The sequence below is a fragment of the Paenibacillus sp. FSL R7-0313 genome (assembly GCF_037969885.1).
In the GTDB taxonomy this organism is placed as follows: domain Bacteria; phylum Bacillota; class Bacilli; order Paenibacillales; family Paenibacillaceae; genus Paenibacillus.
In genome coordinates this window covers 5,312,819-5,327,153 of sequence record NZ_CP150219.1, presented here as the reverse complement: position 1 = coordinate 5,327,153, position 14,335 = coordinate 5,312,819, and the positions used below count along the sequence as shown (strand labels likewise).

The following is a 14,335-nucleotide window of genomic DNA, read 5'->3' as shown; positions in this document are numbered from 1 at the left end:
GTATACTAATTGAATATGAACTCGGCAATCAACCCGTGGAATCGGGACGTCGGAGTAGAGGAGGCAGCCACATTGGCAAAAGCAAAAGTAGCAAAAAGACCTACACGGGATGAGTTTGAACTTGAAGAGTTGGGAAACCAGCTGGTTGAAGCCTTTCGGGAACGTTCGGAAGTACTGTTGACGGTATGGGGCAAGGAAGATCAGGTGCAAGGAGTCATCGTCAAAATGGACTCCCGTACACGACTTGTGCATGTAGAGTATACCGAAGAAGAGTTCACAGCGAAGGTACCTTTTCTGGATATCATGCGTGTGCAATCTCCCCGGTACTGAATGAAAAAAACAGCAATCTGAATAATTAGGGCATCCGCCCTGTCAAAGTCGTTCTTCCTGCATAAGATAACCCATACCTGTTGCAGAGGAGGTACGGTCAATGAGCGAAGTATTAGGTGGAGAAACAAGAGGCTACGGATACGGAGGTTTCACTTCTGTAGGTGCCATTCTGGTTCTGTTCATCCTGTTGGTTATCATCTCCAAAGCGTTCTTGGTATAATTGCATATCTCTAAAGAATGAAAGAAGCTCTGCCATCGCGGCAGAGCTTTTTTTGTTCGTTCAGTCATTGGCGAATTTTGTAGAAAATCGGTGTAAGTCCTGCTTACGTTATGTTAGAATGTAACCATCCCTAGAGAAAGAAAGAGGTGTTTTGATTATGAGCCAAGCGTTAACAGAATCTTTAAATGAACAGATGAATTTTGAGTTTTATTCCGCTCATGTATATCTGGCTATGGCAGCCTATTGTTCCAGCAAAAGTCTGGATGGATTTGCGAACTTCTTCATCGTGCAAGCGGAAGAAGAGCGATTCCATGGCATGAAAATATACAAATTCCTGAATGATCGTGGACAACGTGCCACACTTGCGGCTTTGCCAGAACCGAAGAATGAATATGCTTCGATGCTGGATGTATTTGAGCATGGTTATGCTCATGAACAGCAAAACACGAAAAAATTCTACAATCTGGCTGACATCGCTCTGAATGAACGTGAACATGCAACGATGTATTTCCTGAAATGGTTCATTGATGAGCAGGTTGAAGAGGAAGCTTTGTTTGACAATATTATTCAGAAGCTTCGCCGCATTGAAAAAGACAGCAATGCCTTCTATATGCTGGATGCCGAGTTTGGCAAACGTTCGTTCACTGCTCCAACTGAATAAATTGCACGTAGGGAGTCGAGAAGATTCCAGCGTCAAAACACCATGTACATACAGCATGAGGTAATGATCCTGAAAGCAATGGGGGCAATCCCCTTGCAAGGGATGATGGTTTGATGCCATATGCTGATTGAAGACAAAGAAGCCTGCACTTGTGCAGGTTTTTTTGCATGCAACGATATTTAATGATTGTATAGATTTGTTTGAATTGGAGTAAAAGTCTATCAAAATTCTGAATGTGGGTAATAGAGGATATGTCACAATTGATCTATCCTGACGGGATCTTTTTTTTTACTTAAATCTATCAAATTCGTATTAAATTTTAGGTTTATCTGACAAAAGTGTAACTCTACCGTAGCCTTTGAAGCGAGAACAGGAGTGACTATCTTTGATAGTATTAGGATTAATCGCCAAGGGATGAAGGTAGAAAAACATGGACACCCGGGGAAATATAACACACAAGGGAGATTTTTAATTATGTTACATATTCGCAAATCTATCATGCTCACACTTGCTATTTTACTAATCATTCCACTACTATTGCCGCAGTCGGTATCTGCCAAATCAGCTGCATCCAAGGGTGGTGCAAGCAAAGCAAATTCCAAAATCATATATCTGACGTTTGATGATGGGCCAACCGCTCATACGGGTCAGTTACTGGATATTCTGGATCAGTATAATGCAAAGGCAACGTTTTTCATGCTGGGTCCTCAAATGGAGAAATTTCAGAAGGCTACCAAACGAATCGTAGCTGACGGGCATGGATTGGGTCTGCATGGTGTGACTCACGTTCCAAGCAAATTCTATAAATCTGCATATAGCGGATTGAAAGAGATGCAACAGGCCAATGTAAGTCTGAATAAGGTTGCCGGAGTTAAAACAAGTCTCGTTCGGACGCCATATGGTAGTAAACCATATCTCAAACCGGCATTCCGTAATGTACTGCTGGGCCAGGGTGGATTCCATCTATGGGATTGGAATGTGGATTCGGAAGACTGGAAATACCAGAAAGATCACCAGAAAGTCTATAACAGTGTAATGAAGCAGATCCACAATGTGCAAAAGAGCGGAACAACGCCAGTTGTGCTTATGCACGACCAGGAAGCAACGCTGAAAGTATTACCGCAAGTGTTGAAAACATTGAAGGCAGAAGGGTATCGTTTTGAAGTATTAAGCAAAAAAGTGCAGCCGGTTAACTTCTGGAACGACAAGCGTTAATCTTTTTAATTTTTCTACAGATTGGCTACAACGAAGGAGGTACACATCATGAAGAAACAACCATTATGGATCACGATTCCAGTAACGACAGCCGTTTTACTTGCTCTGGCAGGATGTGGCGGACCGGATTCAAATGCAGCATCATCAGAGAACAGTTCTTCAACAACGACAACAGTGGGTGAACAGACCGAGACCGGCAGCGGTGGTGCTGATTTTTCTAATGAAAATGAAACAGGAACCAAAGCGAATACGGGCACAACAGATAATGAAGAAACATCAGGATCGCAGGCGGGCGACAACCATGTTGCTACTGGTCAATCAGGTGTGAATGATATGATCAAACAAGTTCGCAACCAACTGAAGATGAAGGATGCAGCGTTACCCACTTCATTCACATTGGACAAGGGTACATCTTTGGGTGCGGCAATACTGTCCAATACTGCTGATGCATTTAAGGTAAACTTCTATGCTACCACTCAGTCTGTTGCCATTAATGATCAATCTTTAACTGCATCCGATAGTAAGATACCTGTACTGGCTTCCTATGAAGTGAAGACCTATAAGGACCCGAATCAGCCAGAAATTTTCCCTGAGACGGACCTGAAAGATATTCCAGCAGATATGGCTGTGGATCTGGGACATGGCATCAAAGGCATGAGTGAAGGTGCCGCAGGCAGTCAATATCTGACTTGGCAAGAAGGTAGATGGACGCTGGAAATTCGTTCGGTATCCGAAGATGAAATGAATAATCCGGGCATAGCGAAGAAAATGGTAGAGTACCTGGAGTCCCATACGTTGCCTGTACCCAAAGATAAAGGGTATATCAAGGTTGAATATCCAAGTGGTGGAAAGTCAGTTCATGTAACGATCTCATGGCAGGACGGTAACCAAATTCATCAGCTTAAGACCGATCAAGTGCCATTAGAAGCTCTTGGCTTGGCTGTATCTGTGAAATCTTGAGTGTTTTACGGATATTCTGCAATGTAGAAGAAATGAGTGTTGGGTTGTTACGATACACATAAAAAAGCTTGGCCCAGCAATTTTTTCCTGGGCCAAGCTTTTTATTTGGAGCATGTTATCGCAGCTTATGCAGCCGGGACACATGTTTATTTTTGTTTCAGTGGGTTAAAGCGGTACTTTCATTTGAACCACCCTTTTTCCTTGGAGCGAGTGATGGCCTCAATGCGGTTACTGGCATTTAACTTGTTGAGAATAATGGAGATGTAGTTACGCACTGTTCCCGTTGTGATGAAAAGATGCCCGGCGATTTCCTTGGTGTTTTTCCCATCTGCCATGAGGCCTAGTACGGCATTCTCCCGTTCTGTCAGGGGATTTTCTTCTACATAAGCTTCATCGACCAGGTCGGGAGCGAAGATTCTTCTGCCGTTCATGACTTGGCGAATGGATTCGGCAAGTTCTTCAATCGGACTGTCTTTGAGCAGGTAACCACGGACACCGCCCTTTAGGGCACGTTCGAAATATCCGGTCCGGGCAAAAGTGGTCAGGATAATGACCTTACAGCTCATTCCTTTAAGTTCTTCTGCAGCTTCGAGGCCGCTTTTCACGGGCATTTCTATATCCATCAGACAGATGTCTGGTGCAAGCTCCTGGACAAGGGCAAGGGCTTCCTGGCCGTTGCTGGCACGTCCGACAACTTCCATATCTTCCTCCAGATTGAGGAGGGAGGACAAGGCGCCAAGCATCATGCGCTGATCTTCCGCGATTACAATTCTAATCATGATTCTGCCTCCTTTATCGGTTTGCGGACGAGTTTGGGAACATGAATAATGATCGCTGTACCCGGGATGTCTGTTGCAGAGCGAATATCCAGACAACCGTTCACAAATTCAAGTCGTTCCTTCATGCCCAAAATTCCTGTTCCGCGCCGATCCTGTTTGCGAGTTCGTTCTATTCCAACACCGTTATCTTGTATGGTTAACACATTATCCGCCAGTGTTTCCTTAATGGTGATGGTACATGTTGTTGCCTGACTGTGTTTGACGACATTGGTGACAGCTTCTTTCAAGCACATACCGAGCACATTTTCATTTAATTGTGACGTATCCTGTAACTTCGGATTGCCTTCCAGCTCAAATTCAATCGAAGCGGCCTTCAGAATCTGTTCCGCCCGGAACAGTTCATCAACCAATTGTGTACCACGCATGGTGGTGACCATTTCCCGGACTTCCTTCAGAGCTGTACTTGCCGTTTGTCTGAGGTCGTTCAACTCGATCTCAGCCTGATCGGGATTATTGCGGAGCAGCCGTCTCGCCAGATCGGTTTTCAGACCGATCAGAGAGAGCTTCTGTCCAAGTGTATCGTGCAGGTCACGAGCGATACGCTGGCGTTCTTCCATTTTTACGAGATCATCAAGTCGCTTGTTCGCATTCTCCAATTGGCCTTCCAATTGTTCAGTCTTGTTTTTGTTATACGTACTGATTGGAAGCAGGATGGAGGCCATTAAGCTGATGAACACAAACGGGAACTGACTCACGAGCAATGAACTCTGATTGATAAAACCATAATTAATGGTTAGGAAACTGGCTCCCAAGTTCACCGAGTAGAGGGTGAAGAAACCGGCTTTATTTTTAATATTCCCAATAAAAAAAGCAAGAAACAATGAGAAGTAGGCATAATCATAGGCAATCGTCATCGTAATGGATATGGCAATGAGCAATCCAATCCACATGTATACCTGCCAGCCCTTGGTGATGAAGGCGAGCAGATAACAGACGAAGAAAACGAGAATGATAATAATGCCTGTTACCATCGTCCATAATTTGGAATATTGTGAAATGTAATAGAAGGGCAGGATGAAAAAGACGAGCCATACATAAGGGTTCAACCCTGTATTTTTATAAAAAATCTGCATCCACTTTTGAATGTAATTCTCCTCCTTGTACTTGTACTCAACTGTAGCATGACTGTAGCATGACTATGGCTTGAACACAAGAAAACGAATCCGACAGAGTTAAGGCTTCTCTGTCAGACCCGCTGGATTCGTTACACGGATAGTCGGTTGAATATAAGGCTTGCGGGACAGCTTTTTGAGCTGTCTGAAGCTAATAAACTGTTTGGAATCTTCATCCCACAGACGGAAGCGCAGGGCAACCAGACTGGAACGTAGTGTAATAGTCGTAGCTTTTTGCAAGGGTGGTGTTGCGTTATGTGCTTCTTCCAAGAAATAGTTAGGTACACGCGGGCTCAAGTGATGCACATGGTGAAACCCAATATTACCACTGATCCATTGCAATAATTTTGGCAATTTGTAATAAGAACTGCCTTCAACAGCTGCTTTTACATAACTCCATTCATCTTCATGTTCAAAATACGTCTCTTCGAACTGATGTTGCACGTAGAACAGCCAGATACCAAAGAAACCAGAGAAGAAGAAGATAGGTGCCTGCACCATTACAAAAGCCTGCCATCCGACTAACCAGGACATGAATGCATAGAGCACTACGATCAATGCGGTAGTCAGATGTGTGTTGATGCGTTCTTTACGTCTTGCACCTTTACGGTTAAAACGGTAAGCCAACAGAAACACGTAAATAGGTCCGATACAAAACAATACAAACGGGTTACGATAAATCCGATAGAAGAGGCGTCCCCAAGGAGAAGCTGCTTTGTATTCGTCAACCGTCATAACCCAGATATCACCTACACCACGTTTGTCAAGATTACTGCTTGTCGCGTGATGGATAGAATGCTCGTTTTTCCACTGCTGATAAGGTGTGACTGTTAATACACCCGTAATGGTACCGAGAATATCATTGGCGCGTTTGCTCTTGAAGAACGAACCATGACAGCAGTCATGGAAAATAATAAAGGTCCGAAGTACAAATCCGGATGCCACCAAAGCAATCGGGAAGGTCAGCCAGTAGGAAACCGATAAGCTAAAGTAAGCTGCAGCCCATAACAAGAAAAGCGGGAGCAATGTATTGATTAACTGACGGATACTTAATCTGAGATCATTTTTTTCGTAAGGGGTAACTTCTTTTTTTAAGGCCATTTCTTTTGATCTGTTCATAAAATTGTGTCCTCCTCAATCGTTATAACTGTAATCAGCTACAACTTGGCGTTTCCCGCTAGACTTTCCTGTAGGAAGCGTTTTTATCATTGTAAAACAATCCGAACATGACAGTAAGTCATAAACGTCAGCCTTCTGTAATGATGAATATCAATGACGGACCATGACATTTGTCATGGGTGTATGATACTCAATAGCTCTGCAGAAGACGGAAGAGCAGGTTTTACAAATTCCTTTGCACAAATTACGCAACAATTTGTATTATGTATACAAATTTTGTTGAGAGCATGGTAAAATCTATCTTTGAGTGGTTATGACAACTTATGAGACGGGTCGATTAGGTTGATTTCTGATGGATTGGATGGAATGCATAATGAAGAAACGAATTACGGATATCCTATTTATTATGGCAGGTGCATTTCTGTTTGCACTGGCGGTGAACCTGTTTGTCATCCCGAACGATTTGGCTGAAGGCGGCGTCACGGGTATCACGATTATTTTGTATTACCTGTTTGAATGGTCCCCTGGACTGATGAACTTGATCCTGAACGGTATTTTGTTAATTGTGGGATATCGGTTTCTTGATAAAACGACTACGGTATATACGATTATTGCGGTGGTATTCAACTCGTTGTTCCTGCATCTGACGGAGAGTTGGACGATTGCATCGGATGAACTCTGGATCAATACCATTTTTGCTGGAGTATTTGCCGGTCTTGGTATTGGCTTAATTGTTAGAGTGGGAGGCACAACGGCGGGAACAGTGATCCTGGCCCGACTTGCCAACAAATATCTGGATTGGAATATCAGTTACGGACTTCTGTTCTTCGATCTGATTGTGGCTTTCTCCTCATACTTCATCATTGGACCGCAAGGATTAATGTGTACAATTGTCTTGCTGTTTGTCGGAACCAAAACAATGGAGTTCATTATTGAAGGACTCAATCCGAAAAAAGCAGTCATGATTATCTCTTCCAAACAGGATGAAATCGCGAAGCAAGTTATTGAGAAGATGGATCGCGGAGTAACCGTCCTGTCTGGTCATGGCTATTACACGAAAAATAAGAAAGAAATTCTATACATTGTGATTAGTAAGCAGGAAGTTTCTATGCTGAAGAAGATTGTACGAGCGGAAGATGAGATTGCTTTTATCACCATTCATGACGTGCGTGATGTATTCGGTGAAGGATTTATTGAACTCTCCAAAACTTGATGAATATGTATATAAGGAAGAAAGGAGTTGCGGTGAAATATCACCGCAACTTTTTTGATAGGTTAATGGTATCCGGTATTAATCTAGTTCAAATAGAAAGAACCCTTCTCTATAGAGAAGGGCAAAAGAATATTAATAATGTTTTCTTTTTTTGACTGGACAATATTCAACAGTGACACAACAATGTTTTTTACACTTTGTAGGGACATATTTGATTTTGGTAACACAAGTTTTCGTAATTTTTTTGTAAAAACACTTTGGTCTTGGATGATGACATTTATGATGTTTTCTATACATATTAAAACCTCCCTGATCGTGATAAGGTATTCTATGACCGCGTCACTGTTTCGGAAATGTATAAACGTCTATTATTGTATAATAATTCCTTTATTAGGCTTTTGTGTTACAGGTGAAGGTTGGTTCTTTCTAGTAAGAGAGTGCAATGACAAAAAGCTGTACACCGACTAAGCACGATGATATATTGAATCTAATCAATTTGTTAATAAACCTAACTAACTAAGCGTTTAGCATAATTTCCAAGAGCGTTTTACAATCAGCAAGATATAGATCGAAACGGTGTTATTCGTCTATATTTTGTACCCGAGAGCGACTTTAATCGAATTATGAAAAATGCTAACTATTAGAGGAGGCGATAACATGGCTGGCACACCGCAGTATATCCGCAATCTGAATGAAAATCTCATTATGGATGCCCTGATAACTCAGGGAACGATGTCGAGAGCGGATATCAGCCGTCAGACCGGACTTAGTAAACCAACGGTGTCTTTGGCGGTCGAACATCTGATTGACCGTAATCTGGTGAGGGAAATGGGGAGAGCTGACAACGCTCAGGGTCGCAAAGCAACCCTCATTCGTTTCAATGAAACGGCTTATTATGTCTGTGGTATAGATATCGGCGCAACACGTATTCGGATTGCATTATCCGATCTGAATGGAGAGATCATTGCCTATCGAACATATCCTATGGTTGTTCAAAAAGCTCATGAGCCAGCAGAAGCGACGATGTTGGAGCTTCTTCGAAGCCATATGAACGAATTGCTTGATAAGAATCATCTGAACTGGGATCAGATTCAATGCATAGGGTTTGGTATACCAGGCGTAGTGCTGCCTGATTCAGGGCGTATCCATCGTATTGTGGACCCGTTAGCGGGTCTGGAAGAAGCTTTCTCTCTAGAGTCGTTATCAGGAGCTTTTCCCTGTGAAGTAATTCTGGAAAATGATGTGAATCTTGCGGCGCTTGGGGAGTATCGGAGTGGTGCAGCAGCAGGGTATCCCTTGTTTGTTTTTTTCTCGATTGGTACAGGGACGGGTGCTGGCATCATGGTACATGGCCAACTGCTTCGAGGTTTAGGTGGCTTAACTGGCGAGATCGCAGAGATGCTGGTGGACGATGGTCGACGTCTGGAGGAAGTGTTATCCGCTGATGGTCTGATGCAACTGGCGAAAGATTATCTAGATCAGCATGGTGAACTATTATTGGAAGCTGCTGATTCGGGTGCAGATGTAAACGTAGATGTAGTTGCAAATGATCTTCACAGACACCTGACTCCCGAGAAGTTATTTGAAGCTGCACGTAGTGGAGAAGTAGAGGCGTTAGAGATTTTAAAGCAATACAGCCAGAAGATTGCTTCAGCTCTGCGGCAGATTAGCGTTGTGCTTGCTCCAGATCTCATTGTGCTTGGCGGAGGCGTAGGAGGAAACGGTGATGTGTTATTGCCTTTACTGAGGCAGATTATATCTGAGCAATTCCCGGTGCAACCACAGTTAATCTGTTCCAAGCTTGGTGAGCAGGCTGTTGTCACTGGCGCGGTACAGGTAGCCATACAACAAACGATGCTGAACCTTCAGCAGGAAGCCATGGAATAAGAGATTGGATATACAACATGTGAGGAGGGGAAAGGGATGACAGAATCCGTGAAAAACGTAAGTAATGATGATCAGTCCAATCAGGATGGTACGGTTGGAGGTGATCGATCCGGCTGGATTGCAGGTATTGACATTGGAGGCACCAAAACATTAATGCTCTTGTCATCACAACAGGCTGGAAGTGAAGTTCATGAACGTATCTTGCCTACGCTTGCAAGTGATCAGCCGGATGAGTTCTTCCGATGGTTATTCGCTGAATTGGAAACGTTCTGCCGCGAAGTTGGATGCAGTCTGGATCAACTTTCGGGTGCAGGCTTGGGATTCCCTGGTGTGATTCTGCAGGAGGAGGGGATACTGCGAAATGCTCCAGCTTTTCAGTGGCCTGAGCTAGATATTCGCCCTGTTATTGCGAAGTATTACAGCGGGAATATCATGTTGGACAATGATGTGAATCTGGCCGCAATGGGAGAATATGATCGAGGGGCAGCGCAGGGACATCAACACTGTGTGATGGTCACGGTTGGAACAGGCATTGGAGCTGCTCTTATCCTGAACGGACAACTCTACAGCGGCCAGAATGGAGCAGCAGGTGAGATTGGGCATTTCATTGCAGGAGACGAAGGGATTCATACCGGTTATGTTGCAGATGCGGATTCCTTTGGCGTATTTGAGCAAGTGACTTCAGGTACGGGGATTACCGAACAGGCGAGGCGTTATTTTGCTGCTGGAAAGGGGAGTTCCTTATCCCTGATTATGAGTCTGGCAGGAGGGGAAGTGGAACAGATTGAAGCCAGACATGTATTCAGAGCAGCCGAATCAGGTGATGTTGCTGCACTTGAGATTCTGGAACTGCCTATGCGTTATATGGCTAGAGGTCTGGCGAATATTACGGCTTTACTCAATCCTTCCATTATAGTGATCGGTGGTGGCGTGGCTGCATCCAACCCATCCTATTATCTAAATGAAGTGCGCACGCGCCTCCAACGTTACACCGTTCTGCCTACACTTTTAGCTGTAGCTGAACTGGGGAACAAAGCAGGAGCAATCGGGGCATTGGCTGCAATCAAATCGAGTCTGACACGCACATAAAAATAGAGAATAGGCGAAGCAACTACAGAAATAAAGGATGGAGATCCGGATGAGAAGTAGACATATGAAGGCTTACACAGAGAAAACAAAAGCCGATTCCAATGATGCAAAACGTGTTTTACTCCAATTACAGGGCCTATATCTGTTTATGGGGCTTGCCGGGGGGATGTTTAACCCGTACATTAATCCCATATTCGTAGCACAAGGGTTTTCCAGTAAAGAAACAGGATTTATTATGGCGTTTGGCACACTTGTATCCATTATTCTTCAACCTATATGGGGAATTCTGGTAGATAAGTTTAAAAAGACACGGTTCGTCCTGGTCATAAGCCTGCTTGTTCCTGCGTCGTTAGCGTACTTCTACAATATTCAAGTGTACTTTATATTAATATTGATTTATACTTTATGCACTATATTCCAAGTGACTCAAATACCCGTTGCTGACTCCTATGCGGTTACAGCCGCGAGAGCCGCAAACACCTCATATGGCATGATCCGACTCTTCGGCAGCATAGGAACGGGAGTTGGTGGATTTGCCGCAGGGATGTATCTCTCCCAGTTTTCCATTCACATGTTATGGCTGCCATTTCTCCTGTTTAACATTCTGAGCGCTATACTGGCAAGTACACTTCCCCGGCAGACGAGTATCTCCTCGTCCTCGGTAACCTTCTCCGTAGGTTTGGCAAGATTGCTCCGAAACCGGACATTCCTTCTATTTCTAACAGGTTGTTTCCTGGTTAACCAAACGCTCACTGCGTTTAACTCCTTTTTTGTTATTTCATTTCAGATGGCTGGCGGTTCTGTGACCATGACGGGTACAGCACTGTTGCTGGCGTCGATTACCAATGTTCCATCCATGTTGGCAGCAGCATTCATACTCCGAAAATGGGGACATGAACGGACGATGCTGCTTGCAGCCGGGGCGTATATGTTACGTTGGGGGATACAATGGCTATGGCCGACGCCTGAGGTCATGATTGGCGTTCAGGTGCTGCATGGGTTATCCTTCGGATTCTTCTATATCGCAGCAGTGGAATATGTGGCTTCCGTTACGGGACGGGAGATGCAAGCCACAGGACAAAGTTTATTTAACATGGTGTTTGCTGGCCTGGGCGGAATTGTTGGTAATATGCTTAACGGATATTTACTCGATTCCGGCGGTCCATCACTGATGTATCTGGCTTGCACGATCAGTGCGGCACTAGGATCAGTGATTCTGTATATCGTCAGCAGGCAGGCCAAAGAACAGAGAAGAGCATACTCATTAGAATAGAGATGGAAGGAGTTGGAGCCTATGAAAGTAAATCTGAAGCGGAATTGGCACACCAAGTTGATGTATTCGTATTTTCCTATTTTTCTGCTTACGATTTCCATTCTGATCTTTCTCTCCTTCCTGATTGTCAACGAACTCTCACGTAACGAAACGCAAAAAGCCGACATGATCTCCACCCGCTATATCGTGGATACACTGGAGCGATCGCTAAGCGACATTGAACTTCGCTTGCTTGAAGACATTGGTGCGAACAAGACATATAGTCGCTTTCTGGAAGCTGGACAGGGACAATTATCGAGTCAATTCATCTATGATGCAGCAAGTGGGCTGGGACGTATGCTGGATCAGCAGGATATGATTCAATCCATTTATCTCTATCGCATGTCCGATTCCCAGATTCTTACGCCCAGAGGCATGATGCGTTTGGAAGATTTTGAAGATCGCGCCTATATTGAGCAAGCCTTGAAAGATCGGGAGAATCTTGGTTGGAACTTGCCACGTGATTATAAGGAACGTTCCTTCGACGTACCTTCACAGGTGATTAGCATGAATAAGTGGCTTCCTTTGCCGTGGGGCGGGGAAGGTCTGCTCGTCATTACCATCCGCATGTATGCAGTAGAACGGCAGATTGATAACATGACCAATGAAAAGTTATCTGTTCTTCAGGTTCGGGATAAGAGCGACAATCTGATCTATACCGCGCATCAAATGGACCCTTCTGCAGGTGAAATCCTTAATCGTGTGACTGCGGACAAGCTTGGTCTGGTCTTTGAGAGCGGCATTCAATCCGGACAGCTGTATTCATGGGTATCACTCGTCTCTTATGTGTGGATCGGTATTGGATTATTAACGATTGTTGGTGCAGTGGCGGGACTAATCTACATTACGCGCAGAAATACGCGGCCCATCCAGCTCATCATGAATCGAATTCAGGCGTTACAGCCACGTGCCGAGGAGGATGAAGCAGCTCCATCCGTTAAGGATGAACTGGCTCTCATCGACCGTGCGCTCGAACATCTGATAGCTCAAACGGTTGACTATGAGAAACAGCATCATGAAAACTTGCTGATTCATCGCAGACAGTTGCTTGTTGATCTGATGGAAGGAGAGCGAATGGATTCGTTCCGTCAGCGACTTCGCCATCTGCAACCGCTAGAGGAACGATTCATGGAACCGAAGAGTGTTGCTGTCCTCATTGCGGAGATGAATGGTGACGATCTCTCGACCAATCAGAATATTCTGAAGATTGCGCTCATGAACGTAGTGGAAGAACTTGTGCAGAACGAGACTCAATTCGGTGGTTGGGCTGAATGGTTTGGGAACCGTAGGCTTATTGTGGTGATTGCGTCGGATGAGCAGGAAGGACTGGACCGTGAATTGCTTATGGATCTGGCTAAACAGATGCATATGTGGATTGCGGAAAATTTCCGCCTCCGGTTTACGTTCGGGATTGGACGAACCGTATCGGGCTGGGAGGAGATTACTCGTTCCTATGCGAGTGCAGATGCGGGTTTGCAGCATAGACTTACCCTGGGTAAAGATGCCATCGTTCTCAGTGAGCAACTGCCGGATCGTATTGAGCTGCAATCGTACAAGTATTTGCAGATGCTCGCAGACTTTGTCCGTGAATTCAGACTAACCGGTGATGGTTGGCGGACGCAGCTGGACCAGATGTTTGTTGCGTTCAGCGAAGATCAGATTACAGATAACGATATTCGCATGTTGCTGCAGGCGTTAATCCAGATGTTGTCCCGTGAATTCGGGGAGCTGTCTGAGCGGTTGCAAAGCCAATTTGCCGAGGAAATCCTGACTCGTCTTCGCAGTGATATCCAGCAGGTGGAGACACTGGAGGGGATTCAAGAGATTTTGCAGGAGTGGCTTAAAGAGGTCTACCGCAATTATGTATCCGTAAATGAAACGAAAAGTCATCGTGCGATGATCAATGAGCTGCGGATTTATATTGAAGAGCATTTTGATGATCCGGATCTGTCGCTGAAACATCTGAGTGATCGGTTCCAAATCTCGGGCAAATATGCAAGTTATCTGTTCAAGGAAGAGTTTGAGATGAAGTTTGTTGATTTTCTGGTGAAACTGAGGGTCGAAAAGGCCTGTCGTCTGTTGTCTGCATCCGATATGGCTGTTCAGGATATTGCTTTGCAAGTGGGTTATGCCAATGCCATCTCCTTTGGCAGAGTATTTAAACGGATTATGGGCGTGACACCAGGAGACTACCGCAAGCAGAGTGGAAAACAAGGAGATTAATAACGGTATTGCACGTGTTAGAACATCCGAGTATCGGGTGAAATCCAATAATCTTAGAGATATCAATGAAATCTCCTGAATGAGGCAATAAGGTTTTTCCCTTATCGTCCTTTGCAGGAGATTTTTTGGATGTTCAACAACGATCTTAGGCCAGT

The 14,335-nt window shown here is 44.5% G+C and carries 13 protein-coding genes; 10 read left to right on the top strand and 3 right to left on the bottom strand.

Annotated elements, in window-relative coordinates:
- Positions 1–72 precede the first annotated feature (72 nt).
- The 5 genes from NSQ38_RS22990 to NSQ38_RS22970 all read left to right on the top strand — a co-directional run bounded on the left by NSQ38_RS22990 (position 73) and on the right by NSQ38_RS22970 (position 3,386).
- Complete coding sequence (locus tag NSQ38_RS22990) at positions 73–330, top strand: YolD-like family protein (protein ID WP_036608707.1); 258 nt, start codon at positions 73–75, stop codon at positions 328–330.
- Positions 331–430: 100 nt separating this feature from the next.
- Positions 431–550 carry a hypothetical protein gene (locus tag NSQ38_RS22985; protein ID WP_017688846.1) on the top strand — a complete coding sequence of 40 codons (120 nt, stop codon included), beginning with the start codon at positions 431–433 and terminating at the stop codon, positions 548–550.
- Positions 551–707: 157 nt separating this feature from the next.
- Positions 708–1,211, top strand: coding sequence for a ferritin (locus tag NSQ38_RS22980; protein ID WP_339784182.1), 504 nt, complete (start codon positions 708–710; stop codon positions 1,209–1,211).
- A gap of 474 nt (positions 1,212–1,685) precedes the next feature.
- On the top strand, positions 1,686–2,426 hold the full coding sequence (locus tag NSQ38_RS22975) for a polysaccharide deacetylase family protein (protein ID WP_339784181.1): 741 nt from the start codon (positions 1,686–1,688) through the stop codon (positions 2,424–2,426).
- Between the two features lie 48 nt (positions 2,427–2,474).
- Positions 2,475–3,386 (top strand): hypothetical protein, encoded by a 912-nt coding sequence (locus NSQ38_RS22970; RefSeq protein ID WP_339784180.1) that lies wholly within the window; start codon positions 2,475–2,477, stop codon positions 3,384–3,386.
- Positions 3,387–3,565: 179 nt separating this feature from the next.
- On the opposite strand, the gene NSQ38_RS22965 is transcribed toward NSQ38_RS22970, so the two are convergent.
- The 3 genes from NSQ38_RS22965 to NSQ38_RS22955 form a co-directional block, all read right to left on the bottom strand.
- Entirely contained in the window at positions 3,566–4,165 is a 600-nt protein-coding gene (locus tag NSQ38_RS22965; protein ID WP_036608692.1) for a response regulator transcription factor, read from the bottom strand.
- Positions 4,162–5,310: a sensor histidine kinase gene (locus tag NSQ38_RS22960; RefSeq protein ID WP_339790662.1), complete on the bottom strand. Its 1,149-nt coding sequence runs from the start codon at positions 5,308–5,310 to the stop codon at positions 4,162–4,164. The genes NSQ38_RS22965 and NSQ38_RS22960 overlap by 4 nt, the downstream gene beginning before the upstream one ends.
- An 87-nt stretch (positions 5,311–5,397) precedes the next feature.
- Positions 5,398–6,456: a fatty acid desaturase gene (locus NSQ38_RS22955; protein ID WP_339784179.1), complete on the bottom strand. Its 1,059-nt coding sequence runs from the start codon at positions 6,454–6,456 to the stop codon at positions 5,398–5,400.
- Between the two features lie 373 nt (positions 6,457–6,829).
- Between NSQ38_RS22955 and NSQ38_RS22950 the strand changes: the two genes are divergently transcribed.
- The 5 genes from NSQ38_RS22950 to NSQ38_RS22930 all read left to right on the top strand — a co-directional run bounded on the left by NSQ38_RS22950 (position 6,830) and on the right by NSQ38_RS22930 (position 14,180).
- On the top strand, positions 6,830–7,669 hold the full coding sequence (locus tag NSQ38_RS22950) for a YitT family protein (protein WP_062834072.1): 840 nt from the start codon (positions 6,830–6,832) through the stop codon (positions 7,667–7,669).
- 657 nt (positions 7,670–8,326) lie between these two features.
- Positions 8,327–9,556, top strand: coding sequence for an ROK family protein (locus NSQ38_RS22945; protein ID WP_339784178.1), 1,230 nt, complete (start codon positions 8,327–8,329; stop codon positions 9,554–9,556).
- A gap of 36 nt (positions 9,557–9,592) precedes the next feature.
- On the top strand, positions 9,593–10,645 hold the full coding sequence (locus tag NSQ38_RS22940; RefSeq protein ID WP_339784177.1) for an ROK family protein: 1,053 nt from the start codon (positions 9,593–9,595) through the stop codon (positions 10,643–10,645).
- Positions 10,646–10,694: 49 nt separating this feature from the next.
- Positions 10,695–11,918 (top strand): MFS transporter, encoded by a 1,224-nt coding sequence (locus NSQ38_RS22935; RefSeq protein WP_339784176.1) that lies wholly within the window; start codon positions 10,695–10,697, stop codon positions 11,916–11,918.
- A 21-nt stretch (positions 11,919–11,939) separates the two neighbouring features.
- Positions 11,940–14,180: a helix-turn-helix domain-containing protein gene (locus tag NSQ38_RS22930; protein ID WP_339784175.1), complete on the top strand. Its 2,241-nt coding sequence runs from the start codon at positions 11,940–11,942 to the stop codon at positions 14,178–14,180.
- Positions 14,181–14,335: the final 155 nt, after the last annotated feature.

Excerpts from the sequence above, each read along its gene's own strand:
- NSQ38_RS22985 (WP_017688846.1), top strand. The coding sequence starts at position 431 with ATGAGCGAAGTATTAGGTGGAGAAACAAGAGGCTACGGATACGGAGGT.
- NSQ38_RS22980 (WP_339784182.1), top strand. The coding sequence starts at position 708 with ATGAGCCAAGCGTTAACAGAATCTTTAAATGAACAGATGAATTTTGAG.
- NSQ38_RS22975 (WP_339784181.1), top strand. The coding sequence starts at position 1,686 with ATGTTACATATTCGCAAATCTATCATGCTCACACTTGCTATTTTACTA.
- NSQ38_RS22970 (WP_339784180.1), top strand. The coding sequence starts at position 2,475 with ATGAAGAAACAACCATTATGGATCACGATTCCAGTAACGACAGCCGTT.
- NSQ38_RS22965 (WP_036608692.1), bottom strand. The coding sequence starts at position 4,165 with ATGATTAGAATTGTAATCGCGGAAGATCAGCGCATGATGCTTGGCGCC.
- NSQ38_RS22955 (WP_339784179.1), bottom strand. The coding sequence starts at position 6,456 with ATGAACAGATCAAAAGAAATGGCCTTAAAAAAAGAAGTTACCCCTTAC.
- NSQ38_RS22950 (WP_062834072.1), top strand. The coding sequence starts at position 6,830 with ATGAAGAAACGAATTACGGATATCCTATTTATTATGGCAGGTGCATTT.
- NSQ38_RS22945 (WP_339784178.1), top strand. The coding sequence starts at position 8,327 with ATGGCTGGCACACCGCAGTATATCCGCAATCTGAATGAAAATCTCATT.
- NSQ38_RS22940 (WP_339784177.1), top strand. The coding sequence starts at position 9,593 with ATGACAGAATCCGTGAAAAACGTAAGTAATGATGATCAGTCCAATCAG.
- NSQ38_RS22935 (WP_339784176.1), top strand. The coding sequence starts at position 10,695 with ATGAGAAGTAGACATATGAAGGCTTACACAGAGAAAACAAAAGCCGAT.
- NSQ38_RS22930 (WP_339784175.1), top strand. The coding sequence starts at position 11,940 with ATGAAAGTAAATCTGAAGCGGAATTGGCACACCAAGTTGATGTATTCG.